Here is a 17,736-nt window from a genome sequence, read left to right as displayed (position 1 = left end):
CTCAGATCACCTCCGATTTCCGGGCCCACTGGGGTGTGCGTCGTCGAGGGACTTCGGGCGCCGGAGGGGGAGTGGCCGCGGCGGGTGAGGCCAGCAGCGAGGCGGCCACGGTCAGATGCAGCAGGTACGGCGAGGCGTCGCCGAGCCCGGCCTCGGTGTACGACGCGATGGCGCAGTAGCTGATCAGGAAGAGCGCGCACGCCCGCTGGATCGACGGCGGCCGGAGCAACGCGACGCCGCCCAGCACGATCACGATCGCCCCCACGAGCGCGACACCGGTCAGGCCCTGCTCGTTGTAGACGGCCAGCCAACTGTTGTCGATCGGCAGCCCTCCGAACGACTTGTCGCCCAGGCCCGCGCCGAACATCTGCTCCGACGCCGTCCTGGGGGCGGCCAGCAGGGCATTCCAGACCTTGGCCCGACCGGTGAGGTTGGAGAAGTTCTCCTGGCTCTGCCCGCGCAGGAACCACGCCTGGAGCGCGGAGTTGAACCCCACCGCGGCCACGACGGAGAGCAGCACCGACCAGGCGAAGAACCGGCGGGCGGCGGCGCTGGTCAGGACGAGCGAGCCGATCGCCAGCACCAGCCCGATCAGCAGGCCGAGGGTGGCCGTCCGGGTATGGGTCAGCGCGAGCAGGACGAGCGCCGGCACGATGACCAACGCCGCGTTGCCCCGGTCGGTCCGCCGGCCCAGGAGCAGCAGCACGGTCAGCCCGATGATCACCGCGGCGTACTGTCCGATCTGCGGCGGGGTGAGTGGCCACAGCGCGCCGACCAGCCGACCGCCGTAGAGCTCGGGCATCGCCGCGCCCGGTGAGACGAGCAGACCGGCGGCCACCGACGCGAGCACCGCGAAGTACATCCGGATGTGGTGCCGGACGAACGTGTGGTCGCCGTCCCACCAGCGGCTGAGCAGCCACAACGTGCCGACGAAGAGAGCCAGCCGGGTGCAGCGGAACAGCGCCCCGAACCCGGACTCCAGATGCCCGCTGGAGATCACGCTCGGCACCAGCAACAGCGTGAGCAGGAACAGGAAGGCGCTCGCCCGGACCCGTAACCGGAGATTGACGGCGAGCGCCAGCGCGAACGCGGCGACCAGCGAGCCCATGGTGACCATCTGGATGAGGGAGCGGGGCAGCGGGACGATGGTCTGCGCGCCGGCGGAGCCGAGCGTGTTGAGGATCAGCAGCCCCCAGGCGATCCCGACGATCCTCGGTGCGCCGGGAGGGGGCGGTGCGGCGGCGGACCGCGTGTCCTCCGTGTCCGGGCCGCCGGGCAGCCCGTCGCCGGGCAGCCCGTCGTGCGTCGGCCCGTCGTGCGTCAGGTTCCGGCGCATCTCAACCACCCGCCTGCGGCCGGAAGGTGCTGCGGGCGTCCTGTCGGTACGGCGCGCCCTGCCACTGTCCGAAGTCGAGTTCCCGGCTCGGGTCGTGGGCGACGAAGCTCCACGGTCCGACGTAGACGTTGTCGTGCCAGCGGTTCTCCTGCTCGTGGGTGATCGCCTCGGCCACCGGTTCGCCCTTGTACGGCGACCAGTCGGGGTAGGTGCCGTAGTTGGCCAGCACCGCCATGCGGCCGCACTTCACCGTGCACCCGACGACGGACGTGTCCAGCACGAAACGGTTGTCGTGGATGTCCACCCGCCGGGTCTTCCACCGGCAGTCGGAGTAGAGCGGAGCGGTGGCGATGGTCGGCTGGACGCAGCGTTCGGTGTCCTTCACCAGCAACGTGCAGTCACCGGACGAGGTGTTGGCGGGGCTGTTGCAGAACCGGTCGGCGTTCTCCCAGAGGGTGATCCCGGACCAGTTGTTCTCCAGCACGTTGTCGAGGATCTCGATCTTGTCCGTGCGGGCCGGGACCCGGGGTTCGCCGCCGGACTCGGACAGGTAGACGGTCGCGAACGGGAAGGTGTCGCCGTCGTCGGCCTTCTTGCGGCCATCGACCCAGTTGTTCCGCCTGATCGTGTTCTTCCGGATGACCGCGTTGTAGCTGGTCTCGTAGATCAGCGCGGCACCGTCGTTGGCCTCGACCACGTTGTCCTCGATGCGGAAGTCGTTGTTGTTGGTGTCCGCCCACATCCCGGGACCCCGGTTGTCGTGCACCCAATTGCCGCGTACGTCGGCGCCGTTGACGGCCCAGAACTTGATCCCTCCGGTACAGCCGCAGCCCGGCTGCCGCCGCTCCCAGCCGTCGACGTTGTTGCCCACGATCTCGTTGCCCTCGACCACCAGGTCGCCGAGAGGGCCACCGGACTTGTACGCGTTCACTCCGTACTGCCCGTTGTCGCGCAGGCAGTTGCCGCGGATCCGCTGGCGGGCACCGGCCATCAGCCCGGCGCCCGAGTTGTTCTGGATCGTCGCGTGCTCGATCACCCACCCGTCGGCCGAGTCGTGGTTGACCACGCCCTCGTTCTGTGGCGCGACGAACCCCTGCACGGTCAGCCGGCGGATGGTGACGTTCCCGGCGGGACCACCGAACGCGTACTGGTTGGTCTTGTGGCCGTCGAGCACCGCGCCCGGCGCCCCGACGTAGCTGTTCCCCTCCTTCGGCAGGACCTGGGCGTAGCGGTCGGCTTCTAGCGTGTGCGTTCCCGGCAGGAGCCAGAACGTCGTCTTCGGGGGGCTGCTCCTGGTCTTCGCGGCCAGGTCACCGACCACCGAGGGATCGACGGTCACCGCCCCCGCCGGAGCCTGCGCGGGCCCCGGCGCGGGCGTGGCGCACACCCGGGCCACGGACGTGGTCGGGGTGACGGTCGGCTCCGCCGACGGGCCCGGTGCGTCGGATGCGCCCAGGCACCCGGTCGCCGGCAGGAGCAGCACCAGCGTTGCCGTCGGCAGCGCCCAGTGCCGCTTCTTGATCACCACGCGTCCTCCTAGTCGCGGAACCCGAGCACGGTGGTGAACCCTTCCGAGCCGTCGACGAAACCGGTGCCGATCAGCGTGGTGGTGGGTTCCTTGCGCCCGAAGCCGTCGGAGTACCAGCCCAGCGGAGGGTCCGTCTCGCCGCGATGCGCCCGCCAGGACAGCTGCCCGGGCAGGTCGAGCACGGCGCGGCGGTCCTCGCCGTCCCGGGTCCAGGTGAGTTCCGCCCGGTTCCCCACCAGGTCCGCGGCGATCACCGGGCCGAGGTGGAACGCCAACCGCGCGGCCCGGCGCGGTCCCCGCACCTCGTCGATCAGCCGCAGCTCCCGGGTCGCGGCGATCAGCTCCACCCGGCGGCGGTGCACGGAGCCCTCGTAGCCGTCGTGCTCGGCGCACCAGCGGGCCGTCCCCCCGGCGGAGGTGTCGGACGTGTCCGCGACCAGGACGCGGCTGCGGGCGTGCCGGGTCCACAGGAACGGGCCGCCGGAGACGGACTGGTCACCGCCGTCCAACTCCAGGGTGTTGTGGGCGACGGTCGACCGGAAGTACCGCCGCCACTCGGGCTGACCGTGGTAGCAGAACGTCCCCGGGTCGGCGAGCACGTCGACCCCGTCGTGCCGGACCTCCACGGACAGCGCGTCCGCGTGGGCGTGCGCGGCGATGGACAGGAACCCGTGCGGACCACCGTCGCAGCGGCACCAGATCTCCCCCGGACCGCGCAGGATCGTCATCCCCGCGTCGGCGAAGTGGGCCGGCCTGCTCGCCGGGCGGGTCACGGCCGGCGCACCGGGCCGGACGAGCGCGGCCAGCAGCGGGGTGCGCACATCGGTGCCGGTCACCGTCGGCCACCAGGCGAGCCGCCCGAACACGGCGTCCCCCGTGGCCAGCAGCGACGCCCACCGGTCGGTGCCCGCGCCGTCCACGACCAGGCCGTGCCCGTCGTCCGCGTCTCCCTGGCGCGGCGGCCGAAGCCGGCCGTCGACGACGGCCGCGAGCGCGTCGGTCATCCGCAGCAGCACCAGCCGCGTCGTCGCGGGGACCGGCACGCCGCAGGCGTCCGCCTCGGCCACCGCGGCCAGCCCCAGCTCGAGCACCAGGCCGTGGTACTCGGTGGCCGACTCGCGGTTGAGGCCGGAGCCGAAGGTGTTGCCCCGCAGATGCCGGTCCAACGACCGCAACGCCTCGTCCCGCCAACGCGCCGAGGAGGGGAACCAGCCGAACGCGCAGGCCGCGGCGAACTGCCCGGCGGCCTCGGCGATGACGTGGTTGTTCGCCGAGGACCCCCGGCTGGGGAAGGCGGCCAACCAACGCTGGTGGTGCCAGATCTGGTCCAGTGCCACCGGGTTGCCCTCGAACAGCCCGGCCGCGCCCGGCCAGCCGTCGAGCAGCCGGCGCACCCACACCCAGGACAACAACCGGATCCCCAGCTCGATGCCACTGATCCAATGCACCCCGCGCAACGGCGTGTTGGCCGCCCACCACGCCCTCAGGTGCTCGGCCACCCGCTCGGCGTACCGCTCGTCCCCGGTGATCGCGTAGGCGGCGGCGAGTACGGTGAGGTACTGGTGCCGGGACAGTTCCCAGATCTGCTTGATGTCCCCGACCGCGTCCTCGTCCCGGTAGGGCACGTCGAAGGCGTAGCCCCACGGGGCCCGGCGTCCGGTCTTCGGGTCGAGGCACCAGTCGGGGTCGACCAGGTCGTCGCGTTCCACCCCGAAGTACTCGGCGTGCCCGGCCATCAGTCGGTCGGCGTCGGCGACGAGCCGCTTCGCGGCGTCCGCCGGCACCGCGTCGAACGTCCCGGCGGGCAGCGCCGCGGTGAACCGGGCGCCGGTCACGACCGGGCGGTCCGGCGGCGCGGACCGCCACCGGCGCCTGCGCAGCGTGTCGCCCACCCGGTCGCCGACCTCGCGCGGTCCCATCCGCGACAGCCGGCGCAGGTACCAGCCCGCGCTCGTGGTCATCGCGCCCCCGTCAACGCGACCGGCGCCCCGCCGGCCAGGCCGGCCTGCACGGCGAGGGTGGCCGTCGTGGTGGCGACCAACGACTCCAGGGACACCGGCATCGGCCCGCCGGTCCGCACGGCCTTGACGAACGCGGCAAGTTCGGCGGACTGGCCCTTGTCCCGCGCCTTGGGCAGACGCGAACTGACCCACCGCTTGGGTCCGCCCCTGCCGTCCGTGTACACCGACGCCCGCACGAAGTCGTCGAGCCGCAGGACCTTGCCGTCCGCGACGAGGTCCAGCGTCTCCTTGGGGAAGCCGGGCGAGCCGGTGGTGACGTAGCTGATGGTGGCGGTCGACCCGTCCGGGTAGCGCAGCACGACCTGGAGGTCCTCGTTGCCGGACGTGGCGACCGCGTACACCGAGACCGGGTCGGCCCCCAGCAGCCAGCTCGCCGTGTCGATGAAGTGCCCGCCCTCGCCGACGAACCGCGTCCCCTCGGTGCCCTGTCGGAGGTACCAGCTGCCGTGCTGCAACCGGCCGGCGTTGATCAGGTAGCGCAGGCTCGCCGGACCGGTCCGGGCACCGAACCGCTTCCCGGCCTCCCGCAGGAGCGGCGCGAACCGGCGGTTGAAGCCCACTTGCAGCCGGTCGTTTCCGGACTCCTCCACCGCCGCGAGCACACCGGCCAGCTCCTCCTCGGCGAGGGCCAGGGGTTTCTCCACGAACACCGCCTTGCCCGCCAACAGAGCCCTGCGGGTCAACTCGGCGTGCGAGCTGTGGCGGGTGGCGACGACCACGGCGTCGACGGATTCGTCGCCGAGCACGGCGTCGAGATCGGTGGTAGCCCGCGCAAAGCCGAACTTCCGCTGCGCGTTGGCCGCGGACAGCGCCGTCGTGGTGACGACCGTGGACAACTCGACGCCCTCGCGCCCTGCCAGGTGCGGCAGCAGCATCGACGTCGCGTAGTTCCCCGCGCCGACGAACGCCATCCGCACCGGCGCCTTGACGGAACGGGCCGGGGTGGACGCCGCGCCGCCGCGTCGCACCGCGGGGACGGACACCGCCGGGGCCGGCGCCCCGCCCGCCTCCTCCTTCCGCTCGGGGTAGCGGAACAGCACGGCCACGGCCTTCAGCTCACCGTCCTTCAGACGCCCGTACGTCCCGACGGCGTCGTCGAAGTCGGCGATGTGGGACACCAGGGGCTCCACGTCGACGCGGCCGCGGGCGAGGAGGTCGAGGAAGCACGCCAGGTTGCGGCGCTCGGTCCAGCGCACGTAGCCGATCGGGTAGTCCCGCCCTTCGAGCTCGTACGCCGGGTCGTAGCGCCCGGGGCCGTACGAGCGGGAGAACCGGACGTCGAGCTCCTTCTCGTAGTACGCGTTCCACGGCAGGTCCAGCCGGCACTTGCCGATGTCGACGACCCGGCCGCGGTCCCGGCAGAGCCGCGCGGCCAGCTCCACGGGCTGGTTGCTGCCGCCGCCGGCGGCCAGGTACACCTGGTCCACGCCGTGACCGCCGGTCAGCTCGGCGACGGCGGCTTCCACGGCCGCGGACGCGGGATCACCGCACGCCGCCGCACCCAGGCGCTCGGCGAGCTCGCAACGCACCGGGTCCGGGTCGGCCCCGACGACGCGGACCCCCGAGGCGGCGAGGAGCTGCACCACCAGCTGCCCGATCAGTCCGAGGCCGATGACCAGCGCCACCTCGCCGAGCTGCGGCTCGCCCTGGCGCACGCCCTGCATCGCGATCGACCCGACGGTGCCGAAGGCCGCGTGGCGCGGCGCGAGGCCGTCCGGCACGGGGGTGTAGAGGTTCTTCGGCACCCAGTTCAGCTCGGCGTGCAGCGCGTGCTCGTTGCCGGCGCAGGCCACGAGGTCGCCGACCTTCACGTCGTCGATCCCGGCGCCGACCTGCTCGACCACCCCGCACAGCGAGTACCCCAGCGGCGTGTAGGAGTCCAGCCGGCCCATCACCTTGCGGTAGGTGGCGGGCACCCCGTTCGTGGCCACGCTCTGCATGACCTTGGCCACCTGGTCCGGTCGGGACCGGGCCTTGCCCACCATCGACATGCCGGCCTCGGACACCTTCATCAGCTCGGTGCCGGTGGATATCAGCGAGTAGGCGGTCCTGACCAGCACACCGTCCGGCTTGCACCCCGGCTCCGGCACGTCGAGCAGTGCCAGTTCGCCGCTCTTGTAGTTCTGCACAACCTGTTTCACCGGAACTCCTGTTGTTCAAGCCGTCAAGTCAGGGCCCTGGCCGGAGCCAGAGGTCGCGCCGCGGTACCAGTACTCAAGGGTCAGCACGTGCCACAGATGCTTGGAGAAGTCCCGCTGCCCGGAGGCGTCCTCGGCGACCATGCGCGCCAGCGCGTCGCGGCGCAGGAACCCGGAGTTGACGAGCACGCCGTCGTGCACCACCTCGCGTACCAGCGGTGCCAGGTCCCGGCTCATCCAGGCCCGCAGCGGGGCGCTGAACAGGCCCTTGGGCCGGTACACGATCTCCCGGGGCAGGATCGAGCCGGCCGCCTCCTTCAGGACGGCCTTGCCCTGCCGTCCGACGATCTTGCGATCGCCTGGCACGGCGAACGCCGCCTTGACCACCTCGACGTCCACGTACGGCACCCGCACCTCGGTCGACGCGGCCATGCTGGAGCGGTCCGTGTAGGCGAGGTTCAGGCCCGGCAGGAACATCCGGGCGTCGCCCAGGCACATGCGGTTCACGAAGTCGTCGAGGTCGTTGTCCCGGTAGACGTCCGCGTGCTCGGTCAGTACGTCGTCGACCGTCCCGGCGAGGTCCGGATCGATCAGGGCGAGCAACTCGTCCCGGTCGTACATGGTGTAGCTCCGCCGGAACGCGGTCTCCTCCGGCAGATCGGCGAAGGAGAGGAAGCGCTTCGCGAACCGCACCGACCGGTACCCCCGCCGGGCCGTGGCGACCGGCAGCCGGTCCACTGCACCGGACAGGGCGCGCCGCAGGGGCCGCGGGACGCGCTGGTAGCGCAGCGCGAGCAGGTTGGCCAGGTGCTTGCGGTAGCCGGCGAACAGCTCGTCGGCGCCCATCCCCGAGAGCATCACCTTGACCCCGGCCTCCCGGGCGGCCTGGCAGATCAGGAAGGTGTTGATCGCGGCGGGGTCGCCGATCGGCTCGTCCAGGTGATGGGTCATCCGCGGCAGCAGGTCGAGCACGTTCGGGGCGATCTCGATCTCGTGCAGGTCGACGCCGAACCGCTCGGCCACCCGCCGGGCGTAGCGGAGGTCGTCCGGCATCGCCTCGAACTTGGCGTCCTCGGGGCGGAACCCGATCGTGTAGGCGGAGATCCCGGGGCGGTCGCGGGCCGCCAGCGCGGTCAGGTAGCTGGAGTCGAGACCGCCGGACAGGAAGGTCGCCACGGGGACGTCGGAGAGCAGGTGGCGGCGGGTCGACTCCTCGACGACGGCGGCGACATCCGGGCGCTCGCCGCTCCGGGCCCGCTCCTGCCCCTCGGCGGCGACGTCCCGGAGGTTCCAGTACCTGCCCCGCTCCACCCGGCCGTCGGGCCGGCAACGGAGCCAGCTCCCCGGGGGCAGCTTCTCCGCCTCGCGGAACGCGCAGCGCGAGTCCGGCACCCAGTAGTACAGCAGCGAGGCCACCAGCGCCGCGTGGTCCACCTGGAGGGACCCGCCGGTGGCGGCGGCGAGCGCCTTGAGTTCGGAGGCGAACACCAGGCCCCCACCACGCCGGAGCAGGAACAACGGCTTGACGCCGAGCTGGTCGCGGGCGAGCACCAGGTCACCGGTTCGCTCGTCGAAGATCCCGAACGCGAACATGCCGCGCAGCCGCGGCAGGCAGTCCGTGCCCCAGCGCCGCCAGGCCTCCAGCAGCACCTCGGTGTCGGAGGTGCCCCGGAAGCGCACCCCGGTGGCCGCCAGTTCGGCGCGCAGCTCGGGCGCGTTGTACAGCTCGCCGTTGTACGTCAGGACGAGGCCGCCCGAGACCATCGGCTGGGCGCCGGTCTCGGACAGGTCGATGATGGCGAGCCGTCGATGCCCGAGGTGCACTTCCCCGTCACCGGCGTGGTGGCTGTACCGGCCGGCCCCGTCCGGACCGCGGTGGGCGAGGGTGTCGGTGAGCCGGTCGGTCACGACCTTCCCGTCCGGCCACCGGTACGTGCCTGCGATGCCACACATGTCCTACCGCGCTTCCTGGTCGATGTCCGGGACTCGTGCCCATGACGGCCCCTCCGGCCGAGGCCGGTCCGTCCCGTTCCGGCGGGCCGTCGCCTCGTTGTGGCCGCGCAGCGCGGTGTGCGCCCCGTCCCACAGCGTGCCGTCGGTCCGATCACGCGGATCGGGGTCGATCACCACCACGCCGATCACCGCGATGCCCAGGTCCGCGAGCTGCCGGGCCACGGTGTGCAGCCATGCGGCGCTGCCGTGCCCGGCCCGCACGACGAGCACCGTCCGCGTGCCGAGGTACTGGAGGTCGGTCCACGCCGCGCCGGGCGCCACCGAGCCGACGCCGAGCCGGCGCTCCTGCCGGGACGGGTTCGCGGCGCTCTCGCCGTCGACCACGGCGGGGTCTCCCGGCTTCGGCTGGTGATGGGCGAGCCTCCGGCCCGGCAGGCCGTCGACGATCACCACCGGTCCCTCCTCCGCCAGTGCGGCGGCGAGGTCCAGGGCGATCACGCTCGTGGTGCGCGCACAGCCCAGATCCAGCAGCGACACCGGTTCTGCGGAGCCTCGCAGGGTGCGGGCCAGGGTCGTGGTGAGCCGTGTCCGCGCAGCCCGGGACCGCCGGCCCTGCCACGGCCCGGCCGACCGTCGGTGCGTGCGACGCAGCTCCGCGACGACCGAGGCGCCGAGGTTCGCCGCGATCTCCCGGCGCAGCACGGGACGGTCCGCCACCACGGCGCCGACCGCGGCCACCGCGAGCCCGAGGACGAGTCCGAGGACGAGCCCGACCCCCGCGTTGGTGACGGCGGCCCTGGGCAGGGAGTGCCGCACCGCGCGCGCGTCGTCCACGATCTGCGTGCCGGCGATGAGCCGGGGCGCGCCGATGCGCGCCTCCGCGGCCCGCCGGCCGAAGTCGGTGATCCGCGAACCGAGTTCGGCCCGGCGGGTGAAGAGGGACTCCATGTTCGCCGACGCCTTCGGCCCGCTCTGCGGCGACGAGTCCCCGATGGCCTTGTTGACCTGGGCGAGTTCGTCCTGCATGCGGTCACGCTGGTCCAGCAGGGTCTTGGCCTCGGCGTCCGCGGCCTCCCGGATGCGCCGCACGTGGTCCGCGACGAACGCGTCGGCCAGCGCCTTCGCCCGGGCCGTCGCCTCCGCGTCGCCGGCACCCGTCACGGTGATCTGGAGCAGGTTGTTGGACAGGCCGACACCCCCGTAGTCCCGCATGAAGTCCTCCGGTTTCTCCGGGGATCCGAGGGCTTGCAGGGCCTTGCCGGCGATCCGCGTGGTGTGCAGCAGTCCGACGTCGGTGCGGATCAGCGTTCCGGGGTCGTTCGGCTGGTCCGCCTGGTGGGCCACCAGCACCGTGGTCACCGCGGTCGGCGGCGGGGGCATGAGGATCGCCACCGCCGCGCCGACGAGCAGCCCCAACAGCGCCATGCAGGACCAGAGGCGGCGGCGCCTGCGCACCGCGACCACCAGTGCCTGGAGGTCCAGCAGGGGAGCGGCGGCCGACGGCTGCGACGGCGCGGGCGTGCTCACGCCGAACCTCCCGACGCGTCGACGCCCACCGCGAAGGCCGGCGTGGTGTCCTGCGCGGGATCGCCGGCGGACTTCTCCGGACGGGCCCGGACCATGCCGGCGAGGACGACGCCGACGACCTCCTGCCGGGCATCCGCACACGCCCCGGCGATGTCGGCGAGTTCCGCCGCGGTCCAGTGGCCCGCGCTGAGCACGACCACGGCACCGGACTCGTCGTCACGCTCGGGCACCAGCGGCCGGGACACCGACACCTCCACCACCCGCAACGGCGGTTCGCCCTCGGCCTCGACGACGAGTTGCCCGGCCGCCCCGAGGGCGGTCTCGTCGCCCTCCGGAACGATGACCAACAGCGGCCGGGGGAATGGCAGTCGCTCCCGCAGGCGGGCGCACACCCGCCGGTAGCGGACGCGCCGACCGGCCTCGTCCCCGGAGGCCCGCGGGGCCGGTACGTCCCACCGGACGTCGAGGCCGAGCAGCCGCCGGATCACGGCCCGCGGGCCGCGGCCCTCCGACCGGTGCACGAGCCGATCGCCGGGTACGTCGACCGTACCCAGCAGCGTCGAGCCCAGCGCCGCGGCGATCTCCGCCTCGGTGCGCAGCCGGCGACTCATCCGTGCGGTGGCGAGATGACCGATGACCGCGAGCAGGAAGAACAGCAGCGCCCCGCCGCCGACGAGCTGCACCCTCGTCGGCGGTGCCTCGCCGGTGGGCCGGGCCGACGGACCCATGACGACCATGGTGGCCTTGTCGGCGGCCGGGTCGGCCTGTTCCAGTTTCTTGACGGCCTCTTGCAGCGCGGTACGCAGTTTCGCGAGTTCGGTACGGGTCTGCACGCTCTCCACGGACTTCCCCGGATCGGCCGCGTCGGCGAGCTCGGTGATGCGGCGGCTGGTCTGCATCACCATCTGCCGCAGCGCCTCGGGCCGCGCCGCCGCCTCGGGATCGGCGCCGGCGCCCGCGATCCGTGTGGCGAACGTGACGAACTGCCGGGCCACCTCGTCGGAGAGCCGCTGTGCGCGCTCCGGGGTGTCCGAGGTGCCCGAGATCGTGATGATGTTCCCGTCGGCGGTGGTGGCGCTCACCCGATCGCGCAGCTCGCTGCCGCTGACCTCGGTCCAGCCGAGGGTGGCGGCAGCGCGGTCGAGCACCACCGAACTGGTCGCGATCTCCGCCTGGGTCAGCAGCTCGCGCTCCTGCCACGCCCCCGGCAGCAGGACCGATGCCGACGTCGTGTACTGCGGCGGGAACAGCAACGAGGTGCCGTAGCCGACGAGCGCACCCACCACGACGAGGAGGGTGAGGAGTCGCCGGCGCCGACGGATGATCCGCCCCATCGTGACCAGGCGTATCGTGTCATCACTCAACGGTGCGGCCTCCTCCCGCCCGGTCCGGGTCGCCCGTCGACACCTGAGCGGTGTCGGGGCGGGCCGCGGCGTAGGCGGCGAGCAACGAGGCTTGCGAGTTCCGCCAGGAGAGCGGCCCGTTGATCCGCTCCTGGCCGATCTTGCCCATGTGGGCCCGCTTCTCCGGATCGTCCAACAGCAGCGCGATGAGCCTGGCGAACTCGGCCTCGTCGTTGGCCGGCGCGTAGACGGCGGCCTCCCCGGCGGAGACCCGCGCCTCACGGAGGTCGAACGAGACGATCGGCCGACCCATCACCATGTACTCCAGGACCTTGTTCATGGTCGACACGTCGTTGAGTGGATTGAGCGGATCGGGGGACAGACACACGTCCGCGGTGGACAGGTAGCGCACCAGGTCGGCGTCCGGGATGCGCCCGGTGAACTGCACCTGCTCCGAGAGGCCGAGCCGCCGGGACAGCTCCACCATCGCGTCGAAGCTGTCGCCGGCGCCGACGAACACCGCGTGCCAGTCGGTCCGCCCGAGCTCGTCGCGCAGCTTCGCGAGGGCCCGCAAGGCGTAGTCGACGCCGTCCTGCGGCCCCATGACGCCGAGGTAACACAGCAGATGGGGCTTGCCGCGCTTCAGCTCCGGCTCGGGTGGCACCGGCCGGAACCGGTCGGTGTCGGGCGCGCTGCGCACCACGAACACGTCCTCGGCCCGCCGACCGCCACGGCGCATGGCGACGTCCCGGTAGCTCTCGTTCGTGGCGAGCACGATGTCGGCGGCGCGGTAGGTCCGCCGTTCCAGCGCGAGCACGGCGCGGTACAGCAGGTCCTGGCCGCGGTCGAACCGGGAGAGGTACAACTCGGGTACCAGGTCGTGCTGGTCGAAGACGAACCGCGCCCCACGCCGCTTCAGCCACAGCGCCGGCAGGAACAGCAGGTCCGGCGGATTGCAGGCGTGGACCACGTCGACCGGGCCGACCTTGCGGGCCAGCCGGACCGTGTGCCACAACGCCGATCCGTACTCCTGGAGGTAGCCGGCCGGCCCTCCGGTGGCCGCGCGCAACGGGTAGCGGTGGATCCGCACCCCGTCGATCTCGACCTCCGCCTCGGTGTCCCGGCTGGTCCCTTGGGGACAGATCACGTGCACCGTCCAGCCCGCGTCGCGCAGCGTCGTGCACTCCTGCCACACACGCCGGTCGAACGGCACCGACAGGTTCTCCACGAGGACCAGCGCACGACGGGTCGCCCCGCCGCGGCCGGTCGCGTCACCAAGCAAGGCCCATGTACCCCGGTTCGGCCCGACGCGCCTCGGCGTCGGGGAGGCGGACGAGATCGACGATCAGAGTGCCGTCACCATGGGGGAGCGCCGACAACACGGCCGGATCCCTGGTTCCGACCAGGCACACCTCGGCATGCTCCAGCACCTCACCGATGGATTCGGCGAGCAGTTGCGCGAGGTGGGGCAGCCGCGTCTCGATGTACTCGCGGTTGGCGCCGAGGAGTCGGGAGAGGTTCACATTGGGGTCGTAGATCCGCAGGTCGTAACCCTTGCCGAAGAGTCTCTCCGCCAGCTCGACGAGCGGGCTCTCGCGGAGGTCGTCGGTACCGGGTTTGAAGGACAGCCCGAACAGGCCCACCCGACGCTTGCCGGTGCGCGCGACCAACTCCACCGCGCGTTGCAGGTGTTCGGAGTTGGAGGGCAGCACATGGGCGAGGATGGGCACCGAGATGTCGGCGCTTCGTGCCGCGTGGAGCAGGCTGCGCAGGTCCTTGGGCAGGCAGGAGCCGCCGAAGGCGAATCCGGGCCGCAGGTAGGCGGGGCTGATGTTCAGCTTGCGGTCGGCGAGGAACACGTCCACCACCTGGTGGGTGTCCACTCCCAGGGCGTGGCACACGGCGCCCAGCTCGTTCGCGAAGCCGATCTTGAGGCCGTGGAACGCGTTGTCCGCGTACTTGATCGCCTCGGCCGTCGGGATCGGCACCCGGAACACCTCACCGGGCAGTCCGTCGTACAACGCCTCCACCACGTCGCCGCTCGCCGGGTCGAGTTCGCCGATGACGGTCTTGGGCGGGTCGAAGAAGTCCTGCACGCTCGTGCCCTCGCGCAGGAACTCGGGGTTGACCGCGATCCCGATGTCCACGCCGGCGGTGCCGCCGATGTACTTCTCCAGGATCGGTACCAGCAGGTTCAGGCAGGTGCCCGGCAGCATGGTGCTGCGGAACACGATGGTCTGCCGCCCACCCCGCTCGGCCACCGCGGCACCGATCTGCTCGGTGACCCGCTCCAGGTACGTGGTGCACAGGCTGCCGTTGGGCTCCGACGGCGTGCCCACGCACACCAGCGACACGTCACTGCCCATGATCGCCTCGCGGACGTCGCTGGTGGCGCGCAACGCCCCGGACCCCACGACCTCGGCGATGAGCTCGCTGATCCGCTCTTCGACCACCGGGGCCTTGCCGGCGTTGACCAGGTCGACCTTCGCCTGGTTCACGTCCACCCCGATGACCTCGTGCCCCAGGCTGGCCAGGCACGCGGCCGACACGCAGCCGACGTAGCCGAGCCCTAAGACGCTGACCCTCATAACCCGTTCCTCCCCCCAGGCAGGCCCTTTTGGCCTGCCGTACGTGAGCCGACCGGACAACGTTCACCGCGCATCAGTAGGCGCCCTGCCCCTGAACCACCGCGCGCAGCGTCTTCCACAAAATCACCGTGTCGAGGGCGAGCGACCAGTCCTCCACGTACCGCAGGTCCAGCCGGACCGCCTCCTCCCACGGCAGGTCGCTGCGTCCGCTGATCTGCCACAGGCCGGTGAGCCCGGGCTTGACCAGCAGGCGCCGCCGGATGTCCGGGCCGTAGGCGGCGGACTCCTCCGGCAACGGAGGCCGCGGACCGACGAGGGACATCGATCCGGTGAGCACGTTGAGGAGCTGCGGGAGCTCGTCGATCGAGTACCGGCGCAGCATCGATCCCACCCGGGTCACCCGTGGATCCCGGCGGAGTTTGAACAGCAGGCCGGCGCCCTCGTTGAGCTCGGCCAGCGCGGCACGTGCCCTGTCGGCCCCGGAGACCATGGTGCGGAACTTGACCATGGTGAACTCGCGGCCGTCCTTGCCGACCCTGCGCTGCCGGTAGAACACCCCACCGCGGCTGTCCGTCAGGACGAGCAGTGCGACGAGCGCCATCAGGGGTGTGAACAGCATCAGCAACACCAGCGCGCCCAGTCGGTCGACGACCTCTTTGACCGCCCGGCGTGCCCCGGTGAAGATCGGCATGCTGACCCGCAGGAGCGGGATCCCGAGGACCGCGTCGACGTGCAGCCGCGGGCCGGCCACTTCCATCAGCACGGGGGCCACGACCATCTCGGCATCGCTGCCTTCGAGGTTCCAGGCCAGTCGTTGCAGCCGGTCCGGGGACCAGTGCGGGTCCGGGGTGACCGCGACGACACGGTAGCCGTCACGGTGGACGTGGCCCGCGACGTCCGTCAGTCGGCCGACGACGGGCACTCCGTCCAGGTGGTCACCGTCGAGCCAGAGGCCGTCCGGCGTGCACACGGCCTCCACCCGCCACCCGAGGTGCGGAAACTTGCGGGTTCGGGCGATCAGATCGCGCACGGTGGCCGGGCTTCCGGCGGCGAGCACCGGTCGCAGGCACCGCCCTTCCTTGCGCTGTTTGTGCAGCCACAGGCGCAGCAGGTACCGCTCGGTCATGGTGACGAGCGCGATCGCCGGTATCGCGACGAAGATCCAGAGCTTGATGTTGTGCGAGGTGAGGGCGATCCCGCCGAGGGCCAGTACGACGGCCGCCGTGAACAGTGAGCGTCCCAGCCGGCGGAACTCCTCGGCGCCCTGCCCGAGTACGGCCGGCGCCCAGGACCGGGTCACCGCAAGCGCTCCCAGCACCAAGAGCTCGGTGCCGAAGGCGAGGATCCTCCACTTCTCGTGCCAGTTGGCGGCGTCCCTGACCCCGAAGAAGCCGCCTATCGCCACCACCACGAAGGCGGTGGCCACGGTGTCGCTGATGATCACCGTATGGCGGTACCGCTGCGCCCAGTCGATCGCGGGCCGGCTGATCACTCCGTTCGCCGCGCGCCCGGGCGCCGATAATAACGGGCCGACCAACTCCCCATCGCCCTGCTGCACGGTTCCCCCCAGGTCGCCCGTGGACTCCACGTGTTCGTTCCACACGGTTCCTCCCCCCGGGAGGCCCGCGCCCCCCGCACTGTTCGTCCCCCGGGAGGCCCCACCTCCCGTGCCGCGCCGTTCGTCCCCGTCGGGAGGCCCCCGCCCCCCGCGCCGCGCTGTGCTTTCCCCGGGGGGACTCGGCCCCCCGCACGGCATGCCTGGCCCCTGCGGCACGGGTGGCAGAAGCCCACCCGGCCGACAGCGGATACGCATGTCCTGTCAGGGCCCCGAGGCGTGCGGGAACCCGTTGACGATTGCCCCCCGGCCCAAGGCTCCCCCCTCGGGCTCCACGAATCGATCACTCACGTCGGACGCCGGGTACGTGAATGCCGGCGGTCCATGACGTCAGAGCTGTAGATCACTGTGTGGTGCTTCGTGTCCAAGGATGCGAAGCACGGTCAATCTAGAGCATGGCGGGCCCCCTGAAGAGGGGAATGTATGCAACTTGTGCTCAGGCTTTGAAGGTTGACCTTCGAAGGGTGAAGGTCCGGCGGTTCCCCGAAGGCGAGGGCGTGCCGTGTGACCTGTGCTGACGGGAGTTCTCCGGGCTGTCGACAGCCCGGCGCCCGCGGTGTTTCGGTACTGCTGTTCGGATCCGCCGAGGGCCCGTAACGGAGCCGCCCGGCCGCCGGCGCCGTACGTGGAGGACGCGCGCCGGCCCGGGACGGCGTCCGGGGCGCGCTCAGGCGAGCGCGGGGCGAGGTGGCCGCCGGCGCACTGGCCGGAATGGGTCGGGTTGTCATTTATGCTTCAAGGCGGCCGCGCGGCGGTGGCTCGTCGCGGTCCGCGGCACCTCGGAACGGTCGGGTCCGGTCGGTCGAGGTGCGCGGCGTGCGTGGGGGCCCTGGTATGGACGGGAACCACAGGACGCTGGTCGAGAAGGTCTTGGGGAATCGAGCGACCGCCGACACGCGTCTCAGTGGTGTGGGGTGCACAACCCCCCGCCCGTGAACAGAAGACCCCCAGGGAGAAGTGAGGTATGCCGGTGATCTGCGTCGGAGGCATGATCGGGATCGGCAAGACGAGCGTGGCCGAGCTGCTCGCCAAGGAGCTGGGCAGCGACGTCTTCTACGAGAGCGTGGAAGACAATCCGATCCTTCCGCTCTTCTACACGGCGAGCCCCGAGGAGATCCAGGCCAAGCGCTACCCCTTCCTCCTCCAGCTCTACTTCCTGCAGACCCGGTTCGCCTCGATCAAGGAGGCGTACAAGCAGGGCGACAACGTCCTCGACCGGTCCATCTACGAGGACTGGTACTTCGCCAAGGTGAATCACGACCTCGGCCGGATCAGCTCCCTCGAGATGCGGGTGTACGAGGGGCTGCTCGACGAGATGATGCGCGAGATCGACGGCCTGCCGTACCGCAAGGCGCCCGATCTCATGGTCTACCTCAAGGCGGACTTCGAGACGGTGCTGCACCGCATCGGGCTGCGGGGCCGTGACTTCGAGCAGGACGAGGGCCTCGTCGCGTACTACCGGACGCTGTGGTCCGGCTACGACGACTGGGTGCACAAGCACTACTCGGCCAGCGAGGTCCTCGTCGTCGACATGAACCACACCGACGTGGTGAACAACCCCGAGGACGCGGCCCGCGTGGTGCGAGAGGTCAAGGACGCGCTGACGGTGTCGAGGCTCCGGGCCTGACGCAGTTCCCCGCGGGCGCCGCGACGAGGCGGCCGGTGCGCACACCACCGGTTCCGCCTC

11 protein-coding genes are annotated in these 17,736 nt (G+C 71.7%); 1 reads left to right on the top strand and 10 read right to left on the bottom strand.

Translation table 11 applies throughout. The features are described from left to right. Nucleotide 1: 1 nt before the first annotated feature. The 10 genes from OG906_RS04825 to OG906_RS04780 form a co-directional block, all read right to left on the bottom strand. On the bottom strand, nucleotides 2–1,336 hold the full coding sequence (locus OG906_RS04825; RefSeq protein WP_329440313.1) for an O-antigen ligase domain-containing protein: 1,335 nt from the start codon (nucleotides 1,334–1,336) through the stop codon (nucleotides 2–4). A gap of 1 nt (nucleotide 1,337) precedes the next feature. Beyond that, nucleotides 1,338–2,864 carry a right-handed parallel beta-helix repeat-containing protein gene (locus tag OG906_RS04820; RefSeq protein WP_329440311.1) on the bottom strand — a complete coding sequence of 509 codons (1,527 nt, stop codon included), beginning with the start codon at nucleotides 2,862–2,864 and terminating at the stop codon, nucleotides 1,338–1,340. Between the two features lie 8 nt (nucleotides 2,865–2,872). Further along, nucleotides 2,873–4,825: a heparinase II/III family protein gene (locus OG906_RS04815; protein ID WP_329440310.1), complete on the bottom strand. Its 1,953-nt coding sequence runs from the start codon at nucleotides 4,823–4,825 to the stop codon at nucleotides 2,873–2,875. Continuing rightward, nucleotides 4,822–7,026 carry a bi-domain-containing oxidoreductase gene (locus tag OG906_RS04810; protein ID WP_329440308.1) on the bottom strand — a complete coding sequence of 735 codons (2,205 nt, stop codon included), beginning with the start codon at nucleotides 7,024–7,026 and terminating at the stop codon, nucleotides 4,822–4,824. Before OG906_RS04810 ends, OG906_RS04815 begins: the two co-directional genes overlap by 4 nt. Before the next feature lie 15 nt (nucleotides 7,027–7,041). Next, on the bottom strand, nucleotides 7,042–8,976 hold the full coding sequence (gene asnB, locus OG906_RS04805; RefSeq protein ID WP_329440306.1) for an asparagine synthase (glutamine-hydrolyzing): 1,935 nt from the start codon (nucleotides 8,974–8,976) through the stop codon (nucleotides 7,042–7,044). A gap of 3 nt (nucleotides 8,977–8,979) precedes the next feature. Continuing rightward, complete coding sequence (locus OG906_RS04800) at nucleotides 8,980–10,503, bottom strand: Wzz/FepE/Etk N-terminal domain-containing protein (protein ID WP_329440304.1); 1,524 nt, start codon at nucleotides 10,501–10,503, stop codon at nucleotides 8,980–8,982. Then, on the bottom strand, nucleotides 10,500–11,867 hold the full coding sequence (locus OG906_RS04795; RefSeq protein ID WP_329440302.1) for a Wzz/FepE/Etk N-terminal domain-containing protein: 1,368 nt from the start codon (nucleotides 11,865–11,867) through the stop codon (nucleotides 10,500–10,502). Before OG906_RS04795 ends, OG906_RS04800 begins: the two co-directional genes overlap by 4 nt. Further along, on the bottom strand, nucleotides 11,860–13,128 hold the full coding sequence (locus OG906_RS04790) for a glycosyltransferase family 4 protein (RefSeq protein ID WP_329440300.1): 1,269 nt from the start codon (nucleotides 13,126–13,128) through the stop codon (nucleotides 11,860–11,862). Before OG906_RS04790 ends, OG906_RS04795 begins: the two co-directional genes overlap by 8 nt. After that, a complete protein-coding gene (locus OG906_RS04785; RefSeq protein ID WP_267801542.1) occupies nucleotides 13,118–14,434 on the bottom strand; it encodes a nucleotide sugar dehydrogenase in 1,317 nt (438 codons plus the stop codon). The genes OG906_RS04790 and OG906_RS04785 overlap by 11 nt, the downstream gene beginning before the upstream one ends. 73 nt (nucleotides 14,435–14,507) lie before the next feature. After that, nucleotides 14,508–15,992, bottom strand: a complete 1,485-nt coding sequence (locus OG906_RS04780; protein ID WP_329447926.1) for a sugar transferase — start codon at nucleotides 15,990–15,992, stop codon at nucleotides 14,508–14,510. Between the two features lie 1,021 nt (nucleotides 15,993–17,013). Between OG906_RS04780 and OG906_RS04775 the strand changes: the two genes are divergently transcribed. Further along, a complete protein-coding gene (locus OG906_RS04775) occupies nucleotides 17,014–17,676 on the top strand; it encodes a deoxynucleoside kinase (RefSeq protein WP_329440296.1) in 663 nt (220 codons plus the stop codon). Nucleotides 17,677–17,736 lie beyond the last annotated feature (60 nt).

This window comes from Streptomyces sp. NBC_01426 (assembly GCF_036231985.1).
In the GTDB taxonomy this organism is placed as follows: Bacteria; Actinomycetota; Actinomycetes; order Streptomycetales; family Streptomycetaceae; genus Streptomyces.
Note: the sequence above shows the minus strand (reverse complement) of the source record. Positions and strands in the feature narration are given on the sequence as shown.

Bases quoted from the DNA above. Each gene is read 5' to 3' on its own strand.
- OG906_RS04825 (WP_329440313.1), bottom strand. From the start codon at position 1,336: ATGCGCCGGAACCTGACGCACGACGGGCCGACGCACGACGGGCTGCCC.
- OG906_RS04815 (WP_329440310.1), bottom strand. From the start codon at position 4,825: ATGACCACGAGCGCGGGCTGGTACCTGCGCCGGCTGTCGCGGATGGGA.
- asnB (WP_329440306.1), bottom strand. From the start codon at position 8,976: ATGTGTGGCATCGCAGGCACGTACCGGTGGCCGGACGGGAAGGTCGTG.
- OG906_RS04785 (WP_267801542.1), bottom strand. From the start codon at position 14,434: ATGAGGGTCAGCGTCTTAGGGCTCGGCTACGTCGGCTGCGTGTCGGCC.
- OG906_RS04775 (WP_329440296.1), top strand. From the start codon at position 17,014: ATGCCGGTGATCTGCGTCGGAGGCATGATCGGGATCGGCAAGACGAGC.